This is a genomic window from Pseudomonas amygdali (assembly GCF_002699855.1).
Taxonomy (GTDB): Bacteria; Pseudomonadota; Gammaproteobacteria; order Pseudomonadales; family Pseudomonadaceae; genus Aquipseudomonas; species Aquipseudomonas amygdali.
Map to the genome: position 1 here is coordinate 1 of NZ_LKBW01000051.1, position 13,207 is coordinate 13,207.

The window sequence follows — 13,207 nt, forward strand, 5'->3', positions numbered from 1 at the left end:
CAGGATGCAGGCCGCCAAGGCAGCGTAAGTGGATAATTGTCCAACCTTCGGGGGGCATACCAAGCATGGGCACGATAGTGTTATCCCTGATGACGCTCGTTCCTCACGCTCCAGCGTGGGAATGCAGTTCACGACGCTCTGCGTCGCAAGAGGACGCAGAGCGTCCAGACCGGCATGCCCACGCGTAGCATGGGCACGATAGTGTTATCCCTGACGACGCTCGTTCCTCACGCTCCAGCGTGGAAATGCAGTTCATGACGCTCTGCGTCGCAAGAGGACGCGGAGCGTCCGGACCGGTATGTCTACGCGGAGCATGGGCGCGATAGTGTTAGCCGGGCCGCCTGCTGGTGCAATGTTGGTTCAACTCACCCTGAATTTCCCCACCAGTGTCTGCAAGTGAGTTCCCAATCTGGCGAGTTCGACGCTGGAGGCTGCGGTTTGCTCGCTGGCGGCGGTCTGTTCGGAGATGTCGCGTACGCTGATGACGTTACGGTTGATCTGTTCGGCAACCACGCTTTGTTCTTCGCTGGCGGTGGCGATCTGTTCGTTCATGTGCTGGATGGTCGCCACCGTACGGGTGATCTGCTCCAGCGCGCTTCCCGCGCGGCGGCTCAGTTCAACGGTGTTGTCAGTCAGGGTGCGGCTGTTGTACAGCGTGGTTGCGACCTGCTGAGTGCCGGTTTGCAGTGCGGCGATCAATTCCTCGATCTCTTCTGTGGACTTTTGCGTGCGTTGCGCCAGGCCGCGTACCTCATCTGCGACCACCGCGAAGCCGCGCCCGGCTTCACCAGCGCGAGCTGCTTCGATGGCCGCATTCAGGGCCAGCAGGTTGGTTTGCTGCGAAACTGACTTGATTACGTCAAGAACGCCGACGATCTTGTTGCTTTCCAGCTTGAGTTCGCTCATCGACTGCGTAGAGTTCACCACCTCGCGAGCCAGTTGCTCGATCTGACTGATAGCCCGCCCGACAACCTCGTCACCGCTTCGGGCCTGTTGATCCGCCTGAGCCGCGGCCTGGGAAGCCTCCTGAGCATTACGCGCGACTTCCTGCACCGTCGCGGCCATTTCATTCATGGCCGTGGCCACCTGGTCGGTCTCGTCTTTCTGACTGGTGACCCCGATGCAGGTCTGCTTGGTCACCGCTGACAACTGCTCGGCCGCGCTGGCGATCTGCGATACGCCCTCGCTGATACCGCCGACCAGCTCGCGCAGGCTGACCGTCATGGTCTGCATACTGCCTTGTAACTGACCCATTTCGTCACGACGGGTCACTGACATGTCCCGACTCAGATCACCCTTAGCGATGCGTGCTGCGACAAGCAGCGTCTGCTGTAAAGGTACGGTGATCTGCCGGGTCATGACCCAAGCGGCCAGCAACCCGACCAGCAGCGCCAGGCCTGCAACACTGCTCAGGGTGGTGCTGGAATTGACTGCTTCACTGTCGCGCTGAGCGGTTTGCAGACGGTTCAACGCGGCGACCGAGTCCAGCAACTGCTCGCCGAGACTTTCCATAACTTCCTGATCCGCCTCGGCTTTGGTTTGTATCTGTTTGAACTCGTTGAGCCTTTCCCGATAGCCCTGAAGGGCTGTAGTGGCGGCTGCCAGGCCCTGAAGGCTTTCATTGCCCTCATCCTGCCCGATCTGCCCGATTTCCTTGAGTGCTTCGTCGATGGCGACAATGGCTGCGGCTTCATCGGCATCGCGAGTGGTGAAGGTGTAGGCCTGTACCTGATAGCGAGCGATCTGTACCTGCTGCCTGAGCAGGGAAATGTTGGTGAATTCCTCCATCCGCTCAGTGCTGTCCTGTTCCTGGCTTACGCTCTTGAGTACCTCGCTCTCAACCAGTGCGATGGCCTGCAAGGCCTGCTCTGACGTCTGCTCCAGGCGCGTGCGTACCTGGTTACGAGTCTGACGGTTGGCCCGGACGTCGGCGAAGGTTTTCTCGAGTCTGCTTACCGTCTCAAACTGTCCGTTGAGCAGCGTAATGGTTTCCGTCTCCAGGCTCTGTCGGTGCAGCGTTGTGAGCTGGGCTTTCATTTCGTTGAGCTTGTCTGTCACCAATGCCGTGCTTTCTGGCGTCTTTTCCACGCGATCGGTGATGCGTTCGGCACGCAGGTCTTTGGTGAGGCTGTTGAGCTGGGCAATGTCCGAGAGCGACTCGGAGCGGTCGATCATGGTGTACAGACCATGCCAGCCGGTCAGTGTGATGATCAGCGTCAATAACAGCACCAGGCCGAAACCCAGGGACAGCTTGAATCTGACGTTCATGTTGCCGAGCGCGTGATTGATCAGTCGGAACATAGGAATCTCCTGCAATGAGCGAACAAAAGCATGTTCCGGGCGAGTCAGAACATGCGTTGTGAGCGCATCGGCGTGGTGATTCATTGCGTGACCTGAGAAGGTCGTAGGATATTTCCGAGCACGAAGGAGGGGTGAACGGTGTCACGTTTTTACGGGAAAAGAAGCCCGCGCTCAGTGCTGGCGCGGGCTGTGTGCTGACAGGTCAGACGGTGAAGCGACTCACCAGCAATTGAAGATGGTTGCCCAGTCTTGCCAGTTCGACACTGGACGCCGCGGTCTCTTCGCTGGCCGCAGACGTCTGTTCGGACACATCGCGGACGTTGATGATGCTGCGGTTGATCTCTTCGGCGGTGGCGCTCTGTTCTTCGGCGGCGGCGGCGATCTGCTGATTCATCGCCTGGATCGCCGAGACGGTTTTGGTGATGCTTTCCAATGAGCCACCGGCCCGACGTGTCAGCTCAACGCTATTGGTGCTCAGTTCCCGGCTGCTGTCCATGACGGTTGCGGCCTGCTGTGTGCCGCTTTGCAGACGGGCGATCAGCGCTTCGATCTCTTCGGTAGACTTTTGCGTGCGCTGCGCCAGGCTGCGCACTTCATCGGCGACCACGGCAAAGCCCCGACCCGCTTCACCGGCGCGGGCGGCCTCGATAGCGGCGTTCAAGGCCAGCAGGTTGGTCTGTTCGGCGACCGATTTGATGACGTCCAGCACGCTGCCGATCTTGTCGCTTTCCTGTTTCAGCGCGCCCATCGCTTCGCTGGAGTTGCCCACCGAGGAGGCAAGACGTTCGATTTGCGCAATGGCCTCGTTGACCACTCGTTCGCCATCACGGGCCTGACGGTCTGCCGCCACTGCTGCTTGCGAGGCTTCCTCGGCGTTGCGCGCAACCTCCTGAACCGTTGCCGTCATTTCATGCATGGCGGTGGCGACCTGATCGGTTTCGACCTTCTGGCTGTTGACTCCGGCGCTGGTCTGCTCTGTGACCGCTGACAGCTCTTCCGCCGCGCTGGCGATCTGGGTGACGCCATCGCGAATCCCGCCGACCAGCTCACGCAGGCTCACCGTCATACGTTGAATCGTGGCCTGCAGTTTGCCCAGTTCGTCCTTGCGATCAACCTTGAGGTTGCGACTCAGGTCGCCCGAAGCCACCCGCTCCACTACTTCGAGGGTCTCCTGCAACGGGGTGGTGATCTGGCGAGTGATGACCCACGCCGCGAGAATGCTCAGCACCAGCGCCAACGCCGTAGCGGCAGCGATCATCGTGACCGACTTGGCGCTGTCTGCGTCACGGCTCTTGTTCTGCCGGATGATCAGGTCGTTGCTGGTGTCGAGCATGCTGACGCCCAGTGTGGTCATTTTTTCCAGCGCGGCCTTGGAGGCGGCCTGGGCATCGCGGTATTTGCCTACAGCCGCGCGGTAGCCATTCAGCCCGGCAATGGCCTGCTGCAGCATGGGCGAATAATCGGAGGAAATATCGCCAGCCAGCGTATTGATTCCGGTCACTGCGTCATCGATGGCCTTATTGGCGTCCTTTTCGAAATCGGGACGGCCGCTGTAGGTGTAACCACGTACCTGAAAACGCGCCTGCTGAATCAGCTTGCTGACGCCGACGATGCCATTGAAGGCCAGAATGTTGTCTGCCTTGAGCAGCTCGGCTTCGATCCTGTCGGCCTGATCCACCGCCTTGTCGGCGTTTTCGCCCATCTGGCTGCGGCTCGCTTCGCGGGTTTCGATTGCCTTGCTCATGTCCTCAAACGACTGGCGATAGTCGCGGGTGGCCTGAGTCTGGGCATCCAGCAATTGCAGGTTCTCGGGGGATCGCAGCAGGTTCCTGGCGCTTTGCAGCGCGGCGTCCAGTTGATCGAGCGTACTTCTGACCTGCGCTGCGGTCTCTGCGTTGTACAGCGCCTCGTAGCTCATACGGTTGATGCGCAACTGAAGGGTCAGCTCATTGACCTGCGCAATCGCAGTAACACGGTCCCCTCGATCGATCAGAGCCTGATTGCTGAACCAGCCGGTGGCCGAAATCATCAGCGTCATCAACAGCACCAGGCCAAAGCCGATCGCCAATTTCAGGCTGACACTCGCATTGGCGAGGCTTTTGGATAACCCACGAGACATGATCACTCCTTGACGTCTTTTGCTCTAAGTATGCAATTGCATCGGCCAGTTATCGGTTAACTGAAGCGATTGAGTCGACACTGACAGCTTAGAACAAGCGGGCGAGAAGGGCCGTTACAGCGGTTTCGACGCGCAGGATACGTTCGCCCAATTGCACAGGCTGCAAACCCGACTGACGCAACAGATCGATTTCGTAGGGTATCCAGCCCCCTTCAGGGCCGATGGCCAGCGTGACTTGCTCTGTGACCGCACGAGGGCAGGCGGGGAAATCACCGGGATGGCCAACCAGGCCCAGTGTGTCGAGCGCGATCTGTGGCAAGCGATCTTCAACGAAAGGCTTGAAGCGCTTTTCGATCACAATCTCAGGCAGCACCGAATCGCGCGCCTGTTCCAGGCCCAGAATCAGTTGCTCGCGGATGGCTTCAGGCTCTAGAAACGGCGTCTGCCAGAAGCTTTTTTCTACCCGGTAGCTGTTCAGCAGGATGACTTTCGGCACGCCCATGGTCGCGACGGTCTGAAACACCCGGCGTAACATCTTGGGGCGTGGCAACGCCAGCAGCAGGGTAAGCGGCAGTTTTGTCGGCGGAGCACTCTGCAGTTCGACACGCAGCTCTGCCTCATGGGGTTCAAGGCGCAGCAGTTCGGCATTGCCCAGCAGGCCATTAATGCGGCCGACGCGCAGACTGTCGCCGACCTCTGCACGATGCACCTCCTGCATGTGCTTCAGACGGCGGTCACGCAGGACCACCCGGTCAGCCGCAATGAAATCGGCTTCCTCAAGCAACAGCAGGTTCACGGTGTGGTCGCGGGCGGCTGATCCTGCTTGTCAGCGTCCTCGGCCTGATCGTCCGGATGTTCACCACGCTTCTTGATCATCGAACTGCACAGCACGCCCAGCTCGAACAGCAGCCACATCGGTACTGCCAGCAGCGTCTGCGAGAAGATGTCCGGCGGCGTCAGGATCATGCCGACCACGAAGCAGCCGATGATCACGTAAGGACGGATCTTCTTCAGGTACTTGACGTCGACAATACCGATCCACACCAGCAGCACCACGGCCACCGGGATTTCGAAGGCCACGCCAAAGGCGAAGAACAACGTCATCACGAAGTCCAGATAACTGGCGATGTCGGTCATCATCGACACGCCTTCCGGTGTAACGCTGGCGAAGAAGTGGAAAATCAGCGGGAAGACCAAAAAGTACGCGAAGGCCATGCCTGCGTAGAACAGGATGATGCTCGACACCAGCAGTGGCACTGCAACGCGCTTCTCGTGCTTATACAAGCCCGGCGCGATAAAGCCCCAGATCTGGTGCAGGATGACCGGCATGGACAGAAACAGCGCGACCATCATGGTCAGCTTGAACGGCGTGATGAACGGCGAGGCCACGTCGGTGGCGATCATTGTCGCGCCTTCAGGCAGATAGACGCGCAGCGGCGCCGAGACCAATGTGTAGATCTTCTGCGTGAAGTAGAACAGACCGGCAAAAATCAGGAACACTGCCGCAACACAACGCAACAGACGTGTACGCAACTCGGTGAGGTGCGAGATCAGCGGCATTTGCTGATCGTTTTCCGGGGTATCAGCGCTCATGGGGCTCGCGGTGGCAATGACGAATCGTGGACGGGAGGCGTCGGGACCGGTGTATCGGCATCGACTGGCTTCGCGGTTTTCTCCAGCGACAGCGCGGGTTTTGGTGCCGCAGGCTCCGCTGGGCCGAGGGTGTTGTGACCGGTGTTGGCGGCGTCGGGCTGCACCGAGGCCGGCTGCGGGCTAACCGGCTCGTAGGTGGTCTCGGGGTGCTGATTCTGCGCGAACATTTTGCGCGCTTCGTCTTCCAGCGAAATAATGTGCTCGTTGTGCAGCTGCCGACGAATTTCGTCGGCCCCGATTTCACGTTCAACTTCCTGTTTGATCGCATTGAAGCTGCGCTTCAACCGGCCGATCCATAAGCCTGCGGTGCGTGCCGCACCCGGCAGGCGCTCTGGGCCCAGTACCAGCAAGGCAACCAGGCCGACAAGCAGCAGTTCAGAGAAGCTGATACCGAACATGGGCTTAAACCTGGTCTTTGCGGATCGGCTCGTCGACTTTGTGCGCCTGCGCGTCGATGGTATGCGGCTGATTCAATGGCGAACCCTGAGGGGCAGCCTGTGCCTGCTGTGGCTGAGGTGCAGGCTGTTCTGCTGGCTTGTCATCGTCATTCATCGCCTTGCGAAAGCCCTTGATCGATTCGCCGACGTCGCTGCCCAGACCCTTGAGTTTCTTGGTCCCGAAAACCAGTACCACGACGATCAGGATGACGATCCAGTGTTTCCAGTCAAAAATACCCATGAAACAGTCCTCGTAAAAGATTTCAAGCTTGAAAGGGGTGAGCGTTATTCTGCCGTGCGAGCGGCTTTTTCCGCGTGGCCGGACAGGCCGAATCGGCGGTCCAGTTCATCGAGCACGGCTTGTGGGTGCTGACCCAGCGCTGCGAGCATCACCATGCTATGAAACCACAGGTCAGCGGTTTCATAGATCACGTCGCTGCAATCTCCGCTGACAGCAGCGTCCTTGGCAGCGATAATGGTCTCGATCGATTCTTCACCGAGCTTTTCCAGAATCTTGTTCAGGCCCTTGTGATACAGGCTGGCGACGTAGGAACTGTCGGCAGCGGCGTCCTTGCGTGATTCCAGCACCTCGGCCAGACGGGACAACGTATCAGTCATGTTCAGTGGCCTGCTGAATAAATAGCGTCAGGATCTTTCAAAACCGGGTCGACGGTCTTCCAGCCTGAGTTTTCGTACACTCGGTAAAAGCAACTTTCGCGGCCGGTGTGGCACGCGATACCGCCGATCTGCTCGACCATCAGGATAATGACATCGGCATCACAGTCCAGGCGCAGTTCGTGCAGCTTTTGCACATGACCTGATTCTTCACCTTTACGCCAGAGTTTGCCACGCGAACGCGACCAATAGATGGCACGATTCTCCGACGCCGTCAGGCTCAGGGCTTCGCGGTTCATCCAGGCCATCATCAATACTCGACCGGTCTTGTGATCCTGAGCGATTGCAGGCACCAGACCGTCGCTGTTCCAGTGAATCTCGTCCAGCCAGTCTTTCATATCTACTCCGGCAGCCGACTTTCATGCCCGGCGGATTGAACAGTGTGCCAGCGCCATACGCTGCTGGCTATCGGCGAACGATCAGATACAGCCCGGCAATCAGCATGATCGCCGCTGGCCAGGCGGTGAGCGTCAGTAGCTGCGTAGCTGCCTCGCTCATCACCCAGCCCTGTATCGCGCCACCTACCAGCAACGCTGCACCGATAAGCCGCAGGACCGGCTCGTCCTTGCGCTCGTGCCAGGGACGTGGCGGATCCGAAGCGTGCGGGCGAGACATGCGCTCCAGTAAATCGCGGGTCATGCCCGCTATATGCGGCAGTTGCTCGACCTGTGACTGCAGATTGCCAAACAGGGTTTTCGGGCTGACCCGTTCACGCATCCAGCGCTCCAGATAAGGCTGCGCGGTGCTCCACAGGTCCAGATCAGGGTACAACTGACGACCCAGCCCCTCGATATTGAGCAGTGTCTTTTGCAGCAGAACCAATTGCGGCTGGACTTCCATATTGAAGCGGCGCGCGGTTTGAAACAGGCGCATCAGCACCTGACCAAAGGAAATATCCTTGAGCGGCTTCTCGAAAATCGGCTCGCAGACCGTGCGGATTGCAGCTTCGAATTCATTGAGCTTGGTTTCTGCCGGCACCCAGCCCGAATCAATGTGCAGCTGCGCAACCCGACGATAATCACGCTTGAAGAAGGCAAACAGGTTACGGGCCAGATAATCCTGATCTTCCGGCGTCAGGCTGCCGACGATGCCGCAGTCGATGGCAATGTATTTCGGGCTCCACGGGTTGACCGTGCTGACGAAAATATTGCCGGGGTGCATGTCGGCGTGGAAGAAACTGTCGCGAAATATCTGGGTGAAGAAGATTTCCACGCCGCGCTCGGCCAGCAGTTTCATGTCGGTACGCTGGTCGGCCAGCCCGGCCATATCGGTGACCTGCAGGCCGTAGATACGCTCCATGACCAGCACTTTGGGCCGGCACCAGTCCCAGTAGACTTGTGGTACGTAGAGCAGGTCCGAGCCTTCGAAGTTGCGACGCAACTGGCTGGAGTTGGCGGCTTCACGCAGCAGGTCCAGCTCGTCGTAGATGGTTTTTTCGTAATCCATCACCACCTGCACCGGGTGCAGCAGGCGTGCATCGGCTGACACGCGCTCGGCCATGCGGGCAAGGATGAACAGCCACGCGAGGTCCTGGCCAATAACCGGCTTGAGGCCTGGGCGTACCACTTTCACCACGACTTCTTCGCCGGTCTTCAAACAGGCGGCATGCACCTGGGCGACCGAAGCAGATGCCAGCGGGGTTTCGTCGAAGCGACTGAAGACGTCGCAGATACGTGCGCCCAGTTGTTCTTCGATGAGATTGATGGCCACCTGCTGGTCGAACGGCGGCACGCGGTCCTGCAGCAGCATCAGTTCGTCGGCGATGTCTTCGGGCAGCAGGTCGCGCCGGGTAGACAGCAGTTGCCCGAACTTGATGAAAATCGGCCCCAGGTCCTGCAATGCCAGACGAAAGCGTACACCACGGCTCAGCTCGGATTTACGCCGCGGCAGCCAGCGCCAGGGCAGCACGAAACGCACCGCGAGCATCCACCAGGGCAGGGGCAGGGCGAACAACAGGTCATCAAGGCGATAGCGGATAACGACACGTTGAATGCGAAACAAACGGCGGACGGCAAGCAGCTTCATGCGTTATCGCTGGTATTGAGGGAGTGGGCGAGGCGGGCAAAGCGCGCCTCGATACGGTCCAGATCGAGTTTGATCTGATCGAGTTCGGCGAATCGTGCTTCAGCTTCGTGCTTACCCACCAGCGTACGCGATTCTTCGCTGAGGTAGTCGGCAGCGTTCTGGCTGAGGCTGGTGAAACTTTCACGTGTCCAGCGTCCACTGTTGCGCAGTCGGGTGCTGAACAACTGACTGGCCACCGGGCCGACCCAGTTGGACAGTTCGTGTTCCCAGTCCAGTTCCAGATCCTGAAGAATGCCGACCAGTTCCAGCAGTACGCCACTGTCACCGTCCAGCTCGACGTCGGGGCCATGCAGCACAGCGGTCTTGTCCGTGCTCAGGGCCAGACGCAGCAGGCTGGAGGCTGGGGCACGCAAGGTGCAGTCGGCGTCGGCAGCCCAGTCTGCGGCCAGCAGCAGACCTTCGTCACTGGGCAGGATAAAGATTTTCAGGGACGGATCGCGACAGTCCAAGGCAATGACATGCCCGGACAAGCGCGCCATACGCGGTAGCGCGGTGCTGTCCAGGCGCAACACGCGATTGATGCCGTGCTCGATACTGGCGAGCAGCCCCCGAAGCAACATCAGGGTTTGATACCGCGATGCAAGGCCACGACGCCCGCCGTCATGTTGTGGTAGGTCACACGGTCAAAACCGGCTTCGACCATCATCGACTTGAGGGTTTCCTGGTTGGGGTGCATGCGGATCGATTCGGCCAGATAGCGGTAGCTTTCCGAGTCATTGGTGACCAGTTTGCCCATCAACGGCATGAACGCGAACGAATAGGCGTCATAGGCCTTGGACATGAGCTTGTTGGTCGGCTTGGAAAACTCCAGCACCAGCAGGCGTCCACCGGGCTTGAGCACGCGCAGCATGGAACGCAGAGCGTCTTCCTTGTGCGTCACGTTGCGCAGACCGAAGGCGATGGTCACGCAGTCGAAATGGTTGTCCGGGAAGGGCAGTTTCTCGGCGTCGGCCTGGACAAACTCGACGTTGCCCGACACGCCAAGGTCCAGCAGGCGGTCACGGCCGACCTTGAGCATGGAGGCGTTGATGTCTGCCAGCACGACCTGCCCGGTCGGACCGACCAGATTAGAGAACTTGCGAGTCAGATCGCCCGTGCCGCCCGCAATGTCGAGCACACGATTGCCGGTACGGACGCCCGAAAGCTCGATTGCAAAACGCTTCCACAGACGATGCATGCCACCGGACAGCAGGTCGTTCATCAGGTCGTACTTGGCTGCAACCGAATGGAAAACCTCAGCGACTTTTTCTGCCTTCTGGCTTTCCGGTACATTTTTGTAACCGAAGTGAGTCGTAGGTTCGGCATCGCTGCCTTTGCGCTGATCGTTCATATCGCTTCACCGGAATAGAGTGCGGGTCATTCTAATCGCCAGGGCCGGCTTTGTCTTGACAAGGCTCACCGGCAACGCTTTCTTGGATGCAGGCGGCTGTATATAGTTGCGCCGCATTTCATCTGATCATCAAGGAAGCCTGCATGGCCAAGATAACCGTTGAACGCCCGCACGCACTGGGCCGGGAAAAGGCTCGCGAGAGGGCCGAGCAACTGGTCGAGAAGCTTTCCGACAAATACGGACTGGCCCACGAATGGGCAGGCGATACCGTAAAACTGGAAGGCAAGGGGGCCAAGGGCAAGGTTGAAGTCGAAGACGCGTTGATCCGTATCAACATCGAGCTGAACTTCATCCTGTCGGCCATGAGCGGCTCCATCAAGACTGAAGTCGAGCGCGTCCTGGATAAAGCACTGGCCGCCTGAGCATTCGCCCTAGGGTGAGCATTCTAATTTTTCTCCGTAACGTTGTGCTTATGCCCATAGCTGGGCGGTTCCTTCAACTTTCGAGCATGAGGTGCACCATGGCCAGAGCGAACACGAAGAAAAACATCCAAGACCAGCAATCCTCCACGCTTTCCGACGTCAGGCTGTATGCCCGCAAGATCTGGCTGGCCGGTCTGGGGGCCTATTCCAGGGTCAACGAGGAAGGCACACAGTACGTCAGGGACTTGATCAGGACTGGCGAGCAGGCCGAAAAGGAAGTCGTCAAAACGGTCGATGAAAAGCGTCTTGCGGCCAACAGCGAAATCGACTCGATCAGGGGCGAAGTGTCTTACGCCAAAGGTCGTGTCGAGGCGCAACTCGGCAGAATCGAGAGTGCTTTCGACCGTCGCGTCGCAAAAGCCTTGAACCGCATCGCAATCCCGTCTAAACATGATGTTGACACGCTCTCTGCCAAGCTCGACGAGCTGACGGCATTGCTTGAACGTGTCGTGCCTAAAAAGCTTGAACGCTCTGGGTCGAAACGATTCGAACGTTCAGAGTCTGGACAATAAGGAGAGCAGGATGGCTGGCAAGAAAAAAACCGACAAAGACGGCAGCTCATGGATTGGTGAGGTCGAGAAATACTCTCGCCAGATCTGGCTGGCGGGCCTGGGCGCTTATTCCAAGATAAGCAATGACGGCAGCAAGCTTTTCGAGACACTGGTCAAAGACGGCGAGAAAGCCGAGAAGCAGACCAAGGTCGAGGCGCAGAAGCAGTTGGATGAGGTCAAGGACACCGCCAAGACCGCGAAATCGCGGGTCGGTGATGTGAAAGACCTTGCGGTGGGTAAATGGAATGAGCTGGAAGGGGCCTTCGACAAGCGCCTGAACAGTGCCATTTCGCGTTTGGGCGTGCCGAGCCGCAATGAAGTTCAGGCGCTGCACAGCAAGGTCGACCAACTGACCCGGCAGATCGAGCTGTTGACGGGTGAGAAAGCCAAACCGGTCGCTTCGCGTGCTGCTGCGGCTAAACCTGCACCGAAAACTGCGGCAAAACCTTTGGTCAAGGCTGCGGCTAAAACAGTCGCCAAAACAGCGGATAAAACGGCGCAGAAAACCGCAGCGGCCAAGCCAGCAGTCAAGAAAGCTGCGGCCAAACCGGTCGATGCAGCCAGCAAGGCCGCTGCTGTCACCGCCAGCAAGGCCAAGACGGTTGCCAAACCGGCCGCGGCGAAGAAACCAGCAGCCAGAAAACCGGCTGCCAAGCCTGCCGCCAAGCCCGCTGCATCGGCGGCTCCGGCAACCGGTTCGGCCCCCGCTGCATCAGCACCGAGCGCAGCACCGGCAACACCCGCCAGCCAGTCCTGACAGACAGCTGCAACATCGAAGCCCGGCCTGCCAAGCAGTCCGGGCTTTTTTGATATCCCGAACACCGCCTGTGCCAATGCTTCTGGCCGGAGGCCGTGGGAGCGAACTTGTTCGCGAAGGGGCCTGCACATTCCGCGAATATGTATCGCCTGAACCACCGACTTCGCGAACAAGCTCGCTCCCACAAGGGGTTGCGTTCAGCCTGCCGATGCGTTTTCTTATCGTGCCCAGGTTTACCTACCCAGATACTCCATCGCCAACTGTTCGGCAGCCTGCCTCGAGGTGGGCAGCAGGTGTGGGGTCACGAGCATCATGATCTGGTAGACCACCACCCGCACATCACCCTCGCGGCCCAGAATGCGTTGGTAATCCAGCGAAAACAGCAGGTTCATGGTGATCTGTTCCACAAGTTGCCCCAACGCTTGGGTTTCGCTGACCAGTTGCCCCCGCGATTTCAAACGGGCCAGCAGTGACGCGAGAGTTTTCTTGATCGAGTTGAGCAGGTTGCGAATGCCGCGGGCCAGCTTTGGCAACCTTCCGGCGAGGTTGGACAGGTCTTGAAACAGGAAACGATAGTGCGATAACCGCTCGACAATCAGGTGCAGAAACATCCAGTAGTCTTCGGCCTCAAGCCTGGCATCCGAAGGCGGATCGAGCAGGGGTGCCAGCTCTGCCTGGAACCGCTCGAAAAGACTCAGAATCAACGGCTCCTTGCCATGAAAGTGGTAATACAGATTGCCGGGGCTGATACCGAGACTGTCAGAAATTTTGTGTTCGGGCATAACATGTAGCTAGAGGTGCATGTATGCCGACCAAA

At 58.8% G+C, this 13,207-nt stretch carries 14 protein-coding genes and 3 pseudogenes; 3 read left to right on the forward strand and 14 right to left on the reverse strand.

Going from position 1 to position 13,207, the window contains the following annotated elements; all coding sequences use genetic code 11:
- Positions 1–360: 360 nt before the first annotated feature.
- The 13 genes and pseudogenes from AO277_RS29590 to ubiE form a co-directional block, all read right to left on the reverse strand.
- A complete protein-coding gene (locus AO277_RS29590) occupies positions 361–1,233 on the reverse strand; it encodes a methyl-accepting chemotaxis protein (RefSeq protein ID WP_371411866.1) in 873 nt (290 codons plus the stop codon).
- Positions 1,216–2,385, reverse strand: a pseudogene (locus tag AO277_RS29595) (methyl-accepting chemotaxis protein); the annotation flags it as partial. The gene AO277_RS29590 and the pseudogene AO277_RS29595, both read right to left, overlap by 18 nt.
- A gap of 118 nt (positions 2,386–2,503) precedes the next feature.
- The gene (locus AO277_RS29945; protein ID WP_481859734.1) at positions 2,504–3,367 is read right to left on the reverse strand and encodes a methyl-accepting chemotaxis protein; all 864 of its coding nucleotides are present in this window, start codon (positions 3,365–3,367) and stop codon (positions 2,504–2,506) included.
- Positions 3,368–3,406: 39 nt separating this feature from the next.
- Positions 3,407–4,420: pseudogene (locus tag AO277_RS29950) on the reverse strand (methyl-accepting chemotaxis protein); the annotation flags it as partial.
- A gap of 88 nt (positions 4,421–4,508) precedes the next feature.
- Positions 4,509–5,216: a 16S rRNA (uracil(1498)-N(3))-methyltransferase gene (locus AO277_RS05740; RefSeq protein WP_002551627.1), complete on the reverse strand. Its 708-nt coding sequence runs from the start codon at positions 5,214–5,216 to the stop codon at positions 4,509–4,511.
- The gene (tatC, locus tag AO277_RS05745; RefSeq protein WP_002551628.1) at positions 5,213–6,013 is read right to left on the reverse strand and encodes a twin-arginine translocase subunit TatC; all 801 of its coding nucleotides are present in this window, start codon (positions 6,011–6,013) and stop codon (positions 5,213–5,215) included. The genes AO277_RS05740 and tatC overlap by 4 nt, the downstream gene beginning before the upstream one ends.
- Positions 6,010–6,471 (reverse strand): Sec-independent protein translocase protein TatB, encoded by a 462-nt coding sequence (tatB, locus tag AO277_RS05750; protein ID WP_002551629.1) that lies wholly within the window; start codon positions 6,469–6,471, stop codon positions 6,010–6,012. Before tatB ends, tatC begins: the two co-directional genes overlap by 4 nt.
- A 4-nt stretch (positions 6,472–6,475) precedes the next feature.
- Entirely contained in the window at positions 6,476–6,751 is a 276-nt protein-coding gene (locus AO277_RS05755) for a twin-arginine translocase TatA/TatE family subunit (RefSeq protein ID WP_002551630.1), read from the reverse strand.
- Positions 6,752–6,795: 44 nt separating this feature from the next.
- On the reverse strand, positions 6,796–7,128 hold the full coding sequence (locus AO277_RS05760) for a phosphoribosyl-ATP diphosphatase (RefSeq protein WP_002551631.1): 333 nt from the start codon (positions 7,126–7,128) through the stop codon (positions 6,796–6,798).
- Between the two features lie 2 nt (positions 7,129–7,130).
- Positions 7,131–7,523: a phosphoribosyl-AMP cyclohydrolase gene (hisI, locus tag AO277_RS05765; protein ID WP_002551632.1), complete on the reverse strand. Its 393-nt coding sequence runs from the start codon at positions 7,521–7,523 to the stop codon at positions 7,131–7,133.
- A gap of 67 nt (positions 7,524–7,590) precedes the next feature.
- Complete coding sequence (ubiB, locus tag AO277_RS05770) at positions 7,591–9,210, reverse strand: ubiquinone biosynthesis regulatory protein kinase UbiB (RefSeq protein WP_004654216.1); 1,620 nt, start codon at positions 9,208–9,210, stop codon at positions 7,591–7,593.
- Positions 9,207–9,830 carry a ubiquinone biosynthesis accessory factor UbiJ gene (locus AO277_RS05775; protein ID WP_044319690.1) on the reverse strand — a complete coding sequence of 208 codons (624 nt, stop codon included), beginning with the start codon at positions 9,828–9,830 and terminating at the stop codon, positions 9,207–9,209. Before AO277_RS05775 ends, ubiB begins: the two co-directional genes overlap by 4 nt.
- Positions 9,830–10,600 (reverse strand): bifunctional demethylmenaquinone methyltransferase/2-methoxy-6-polyprenyl-1,4-benzoquinol methylase UbiE, encoded by a 771-nt coding sequence (gene ubiE / locus AO277_RS05780; protein WP_002551635.1) that lies wholly within the window; start codon positions 10,598–10,600, stop codon positions 9,830–9,832. Before ubiE ends, AO277_RS05775 begins: the two co-directional genes overlap by 1 nt.
- A 143-nt stretch (positions 10,601–10,743) precedes the next feature.
- Between ubiE and AO277_RS05785 the strand changes: the two genes are divergently transcribed.
- The 3 genes from AO277_RS05785 (at position 10,744) to AO277_RS05795 (ending at position 12,390) form a co-directional block, all read left to right on the forward strand.
- Entirely contained in the window at positions 10,744–11,022 is a 279-nt protein-coding gene (locus AO277_RS05785; RefSeq protein ID WP_002551636.1) for a polyhydroxyalkanoic acid system family protein, read from the forward strand.
- Positions 11,023–11,120: 98 nt separating this feature from the next.
- Entirely contained in the window at positions 11,121–11,594 is a 474-nt protein-coding gene (locus tag AO277_RS05790) for a phasin family protein (RefSeq protein WP_044319691.1), read from the forward strand.
- Positions 11,595–11,604: 10 nt separating this feature from the next.
- Positions 11,605–12,390 carry a phasin family protein gene (locus tag AO277_RS05795; RefSeq protein ID WP_010212535.1) on the forward strand — a complete coding sequence of 262 codons (786 nt, stop codon included), beginning with the start codon at positions 11,605–11,607 and terminating at the stop codon, positions 12,388–12,390.
- Positions 12,391–12,623: 233 nt separating this feature from the next.
- Here AO277_RS05795 and AO277_RS05800 read toward each other — a convergent pair.
- Positions 12,624–13,148: pseudogene (locus AO277_RS05800) on the reverse strand (TetR/AcrR family transcriptional regulator); the annotation flags it as partial.
- Positions 13,149–13,207 lie beyond the last annotated feature (59 nt).

Coding starts and splice junctions, on each gene's coding strand:
- ubiB (WP_004654216.1), bottom strand. CDS start 9,210: ATGAAGCTGCTTGCCGTCCGCCGTTTGTTTCGCATTCAACGTGTCGTT.
- tatB (WP_002551629.1), bottom strand. CDS start 6,471: ATGTTCGGTATCAGCTTCTCTGAACTGCTGCTTGTCGGCCTGGTTGCC.
- AO277_RS05795 (WP_010212535.1), top strand. CDS start 11,605: ATGGCTGGCAAGAAAAAAACCGACAAAGACGGCAGCTCATGGATTGGT.
- AO277_RS05760 (WP_002551631.1), bottom strand. CDS start 7,128: ATGACTGATACGTTGTCCCGTCTGGCCGAGGTGCTGGAATCACGCAAG.
- AO277_RS05785 (WP_002551636.1), top strand. CDS start 10,744: ATGGCCAAGATAACCGTTGAACGCCCGCACGCACTGGGCCGGGAAAAG.
- AO277_RS29590 (WP_371411866.1), bottom strand. CDS start 1,233: ATGCAGACCATGACGGTCAGCCTGCGCGAGCTGGTCGGCGGTATCAGC.
- ubiE (WP_002551635.1), bottom strand. CDS start 10,600: ATGAACGATCAGCGCAAAGGCAGCGATGCCGAACCTACGACTCACTTC.
- AO277_RS05790 (WP_044319691.1), top strand. CDS start 11,121: ATGGCCAGAGCGAACACGAAGAAAAACATCCAAGACCAGCAATCCTCC.
- AO277_RS05755 (WP_002551630.1), bottom strand. CDS start 6,751: ATGGGTATTTTTGACTGGAAACACTGGATCGTCATCCTGATCGTCGTG.
- AO277_RS29945 (WP_481859734.1), bottom strand. CDS start 3,367: ATGACGGTGAGCCTGCGTGAGCTGGTCGGCGGGATTCGCGATGGCGTC.
- tatC (WP_002551628.1), bottom strand. CDS start 6,013: ATGAGCGCTGATACCCCGGAAAACGATCAGCAAATGCCGCTGATCTCG.
- AO277_RS05775 (WP_044319690.1), bottom strand. CDS start 9,830: ATGTTGCTTCGGGGGCTGCTCGCCAGTATCGAGCACGGCATCAATCGC.
- hisI (WP_002551632.1), bottom strand. CDS start 7,523: ATGAAAGACTGGCTGGACGAGATTCACTGGAACAGCGACGGTCTGGTG.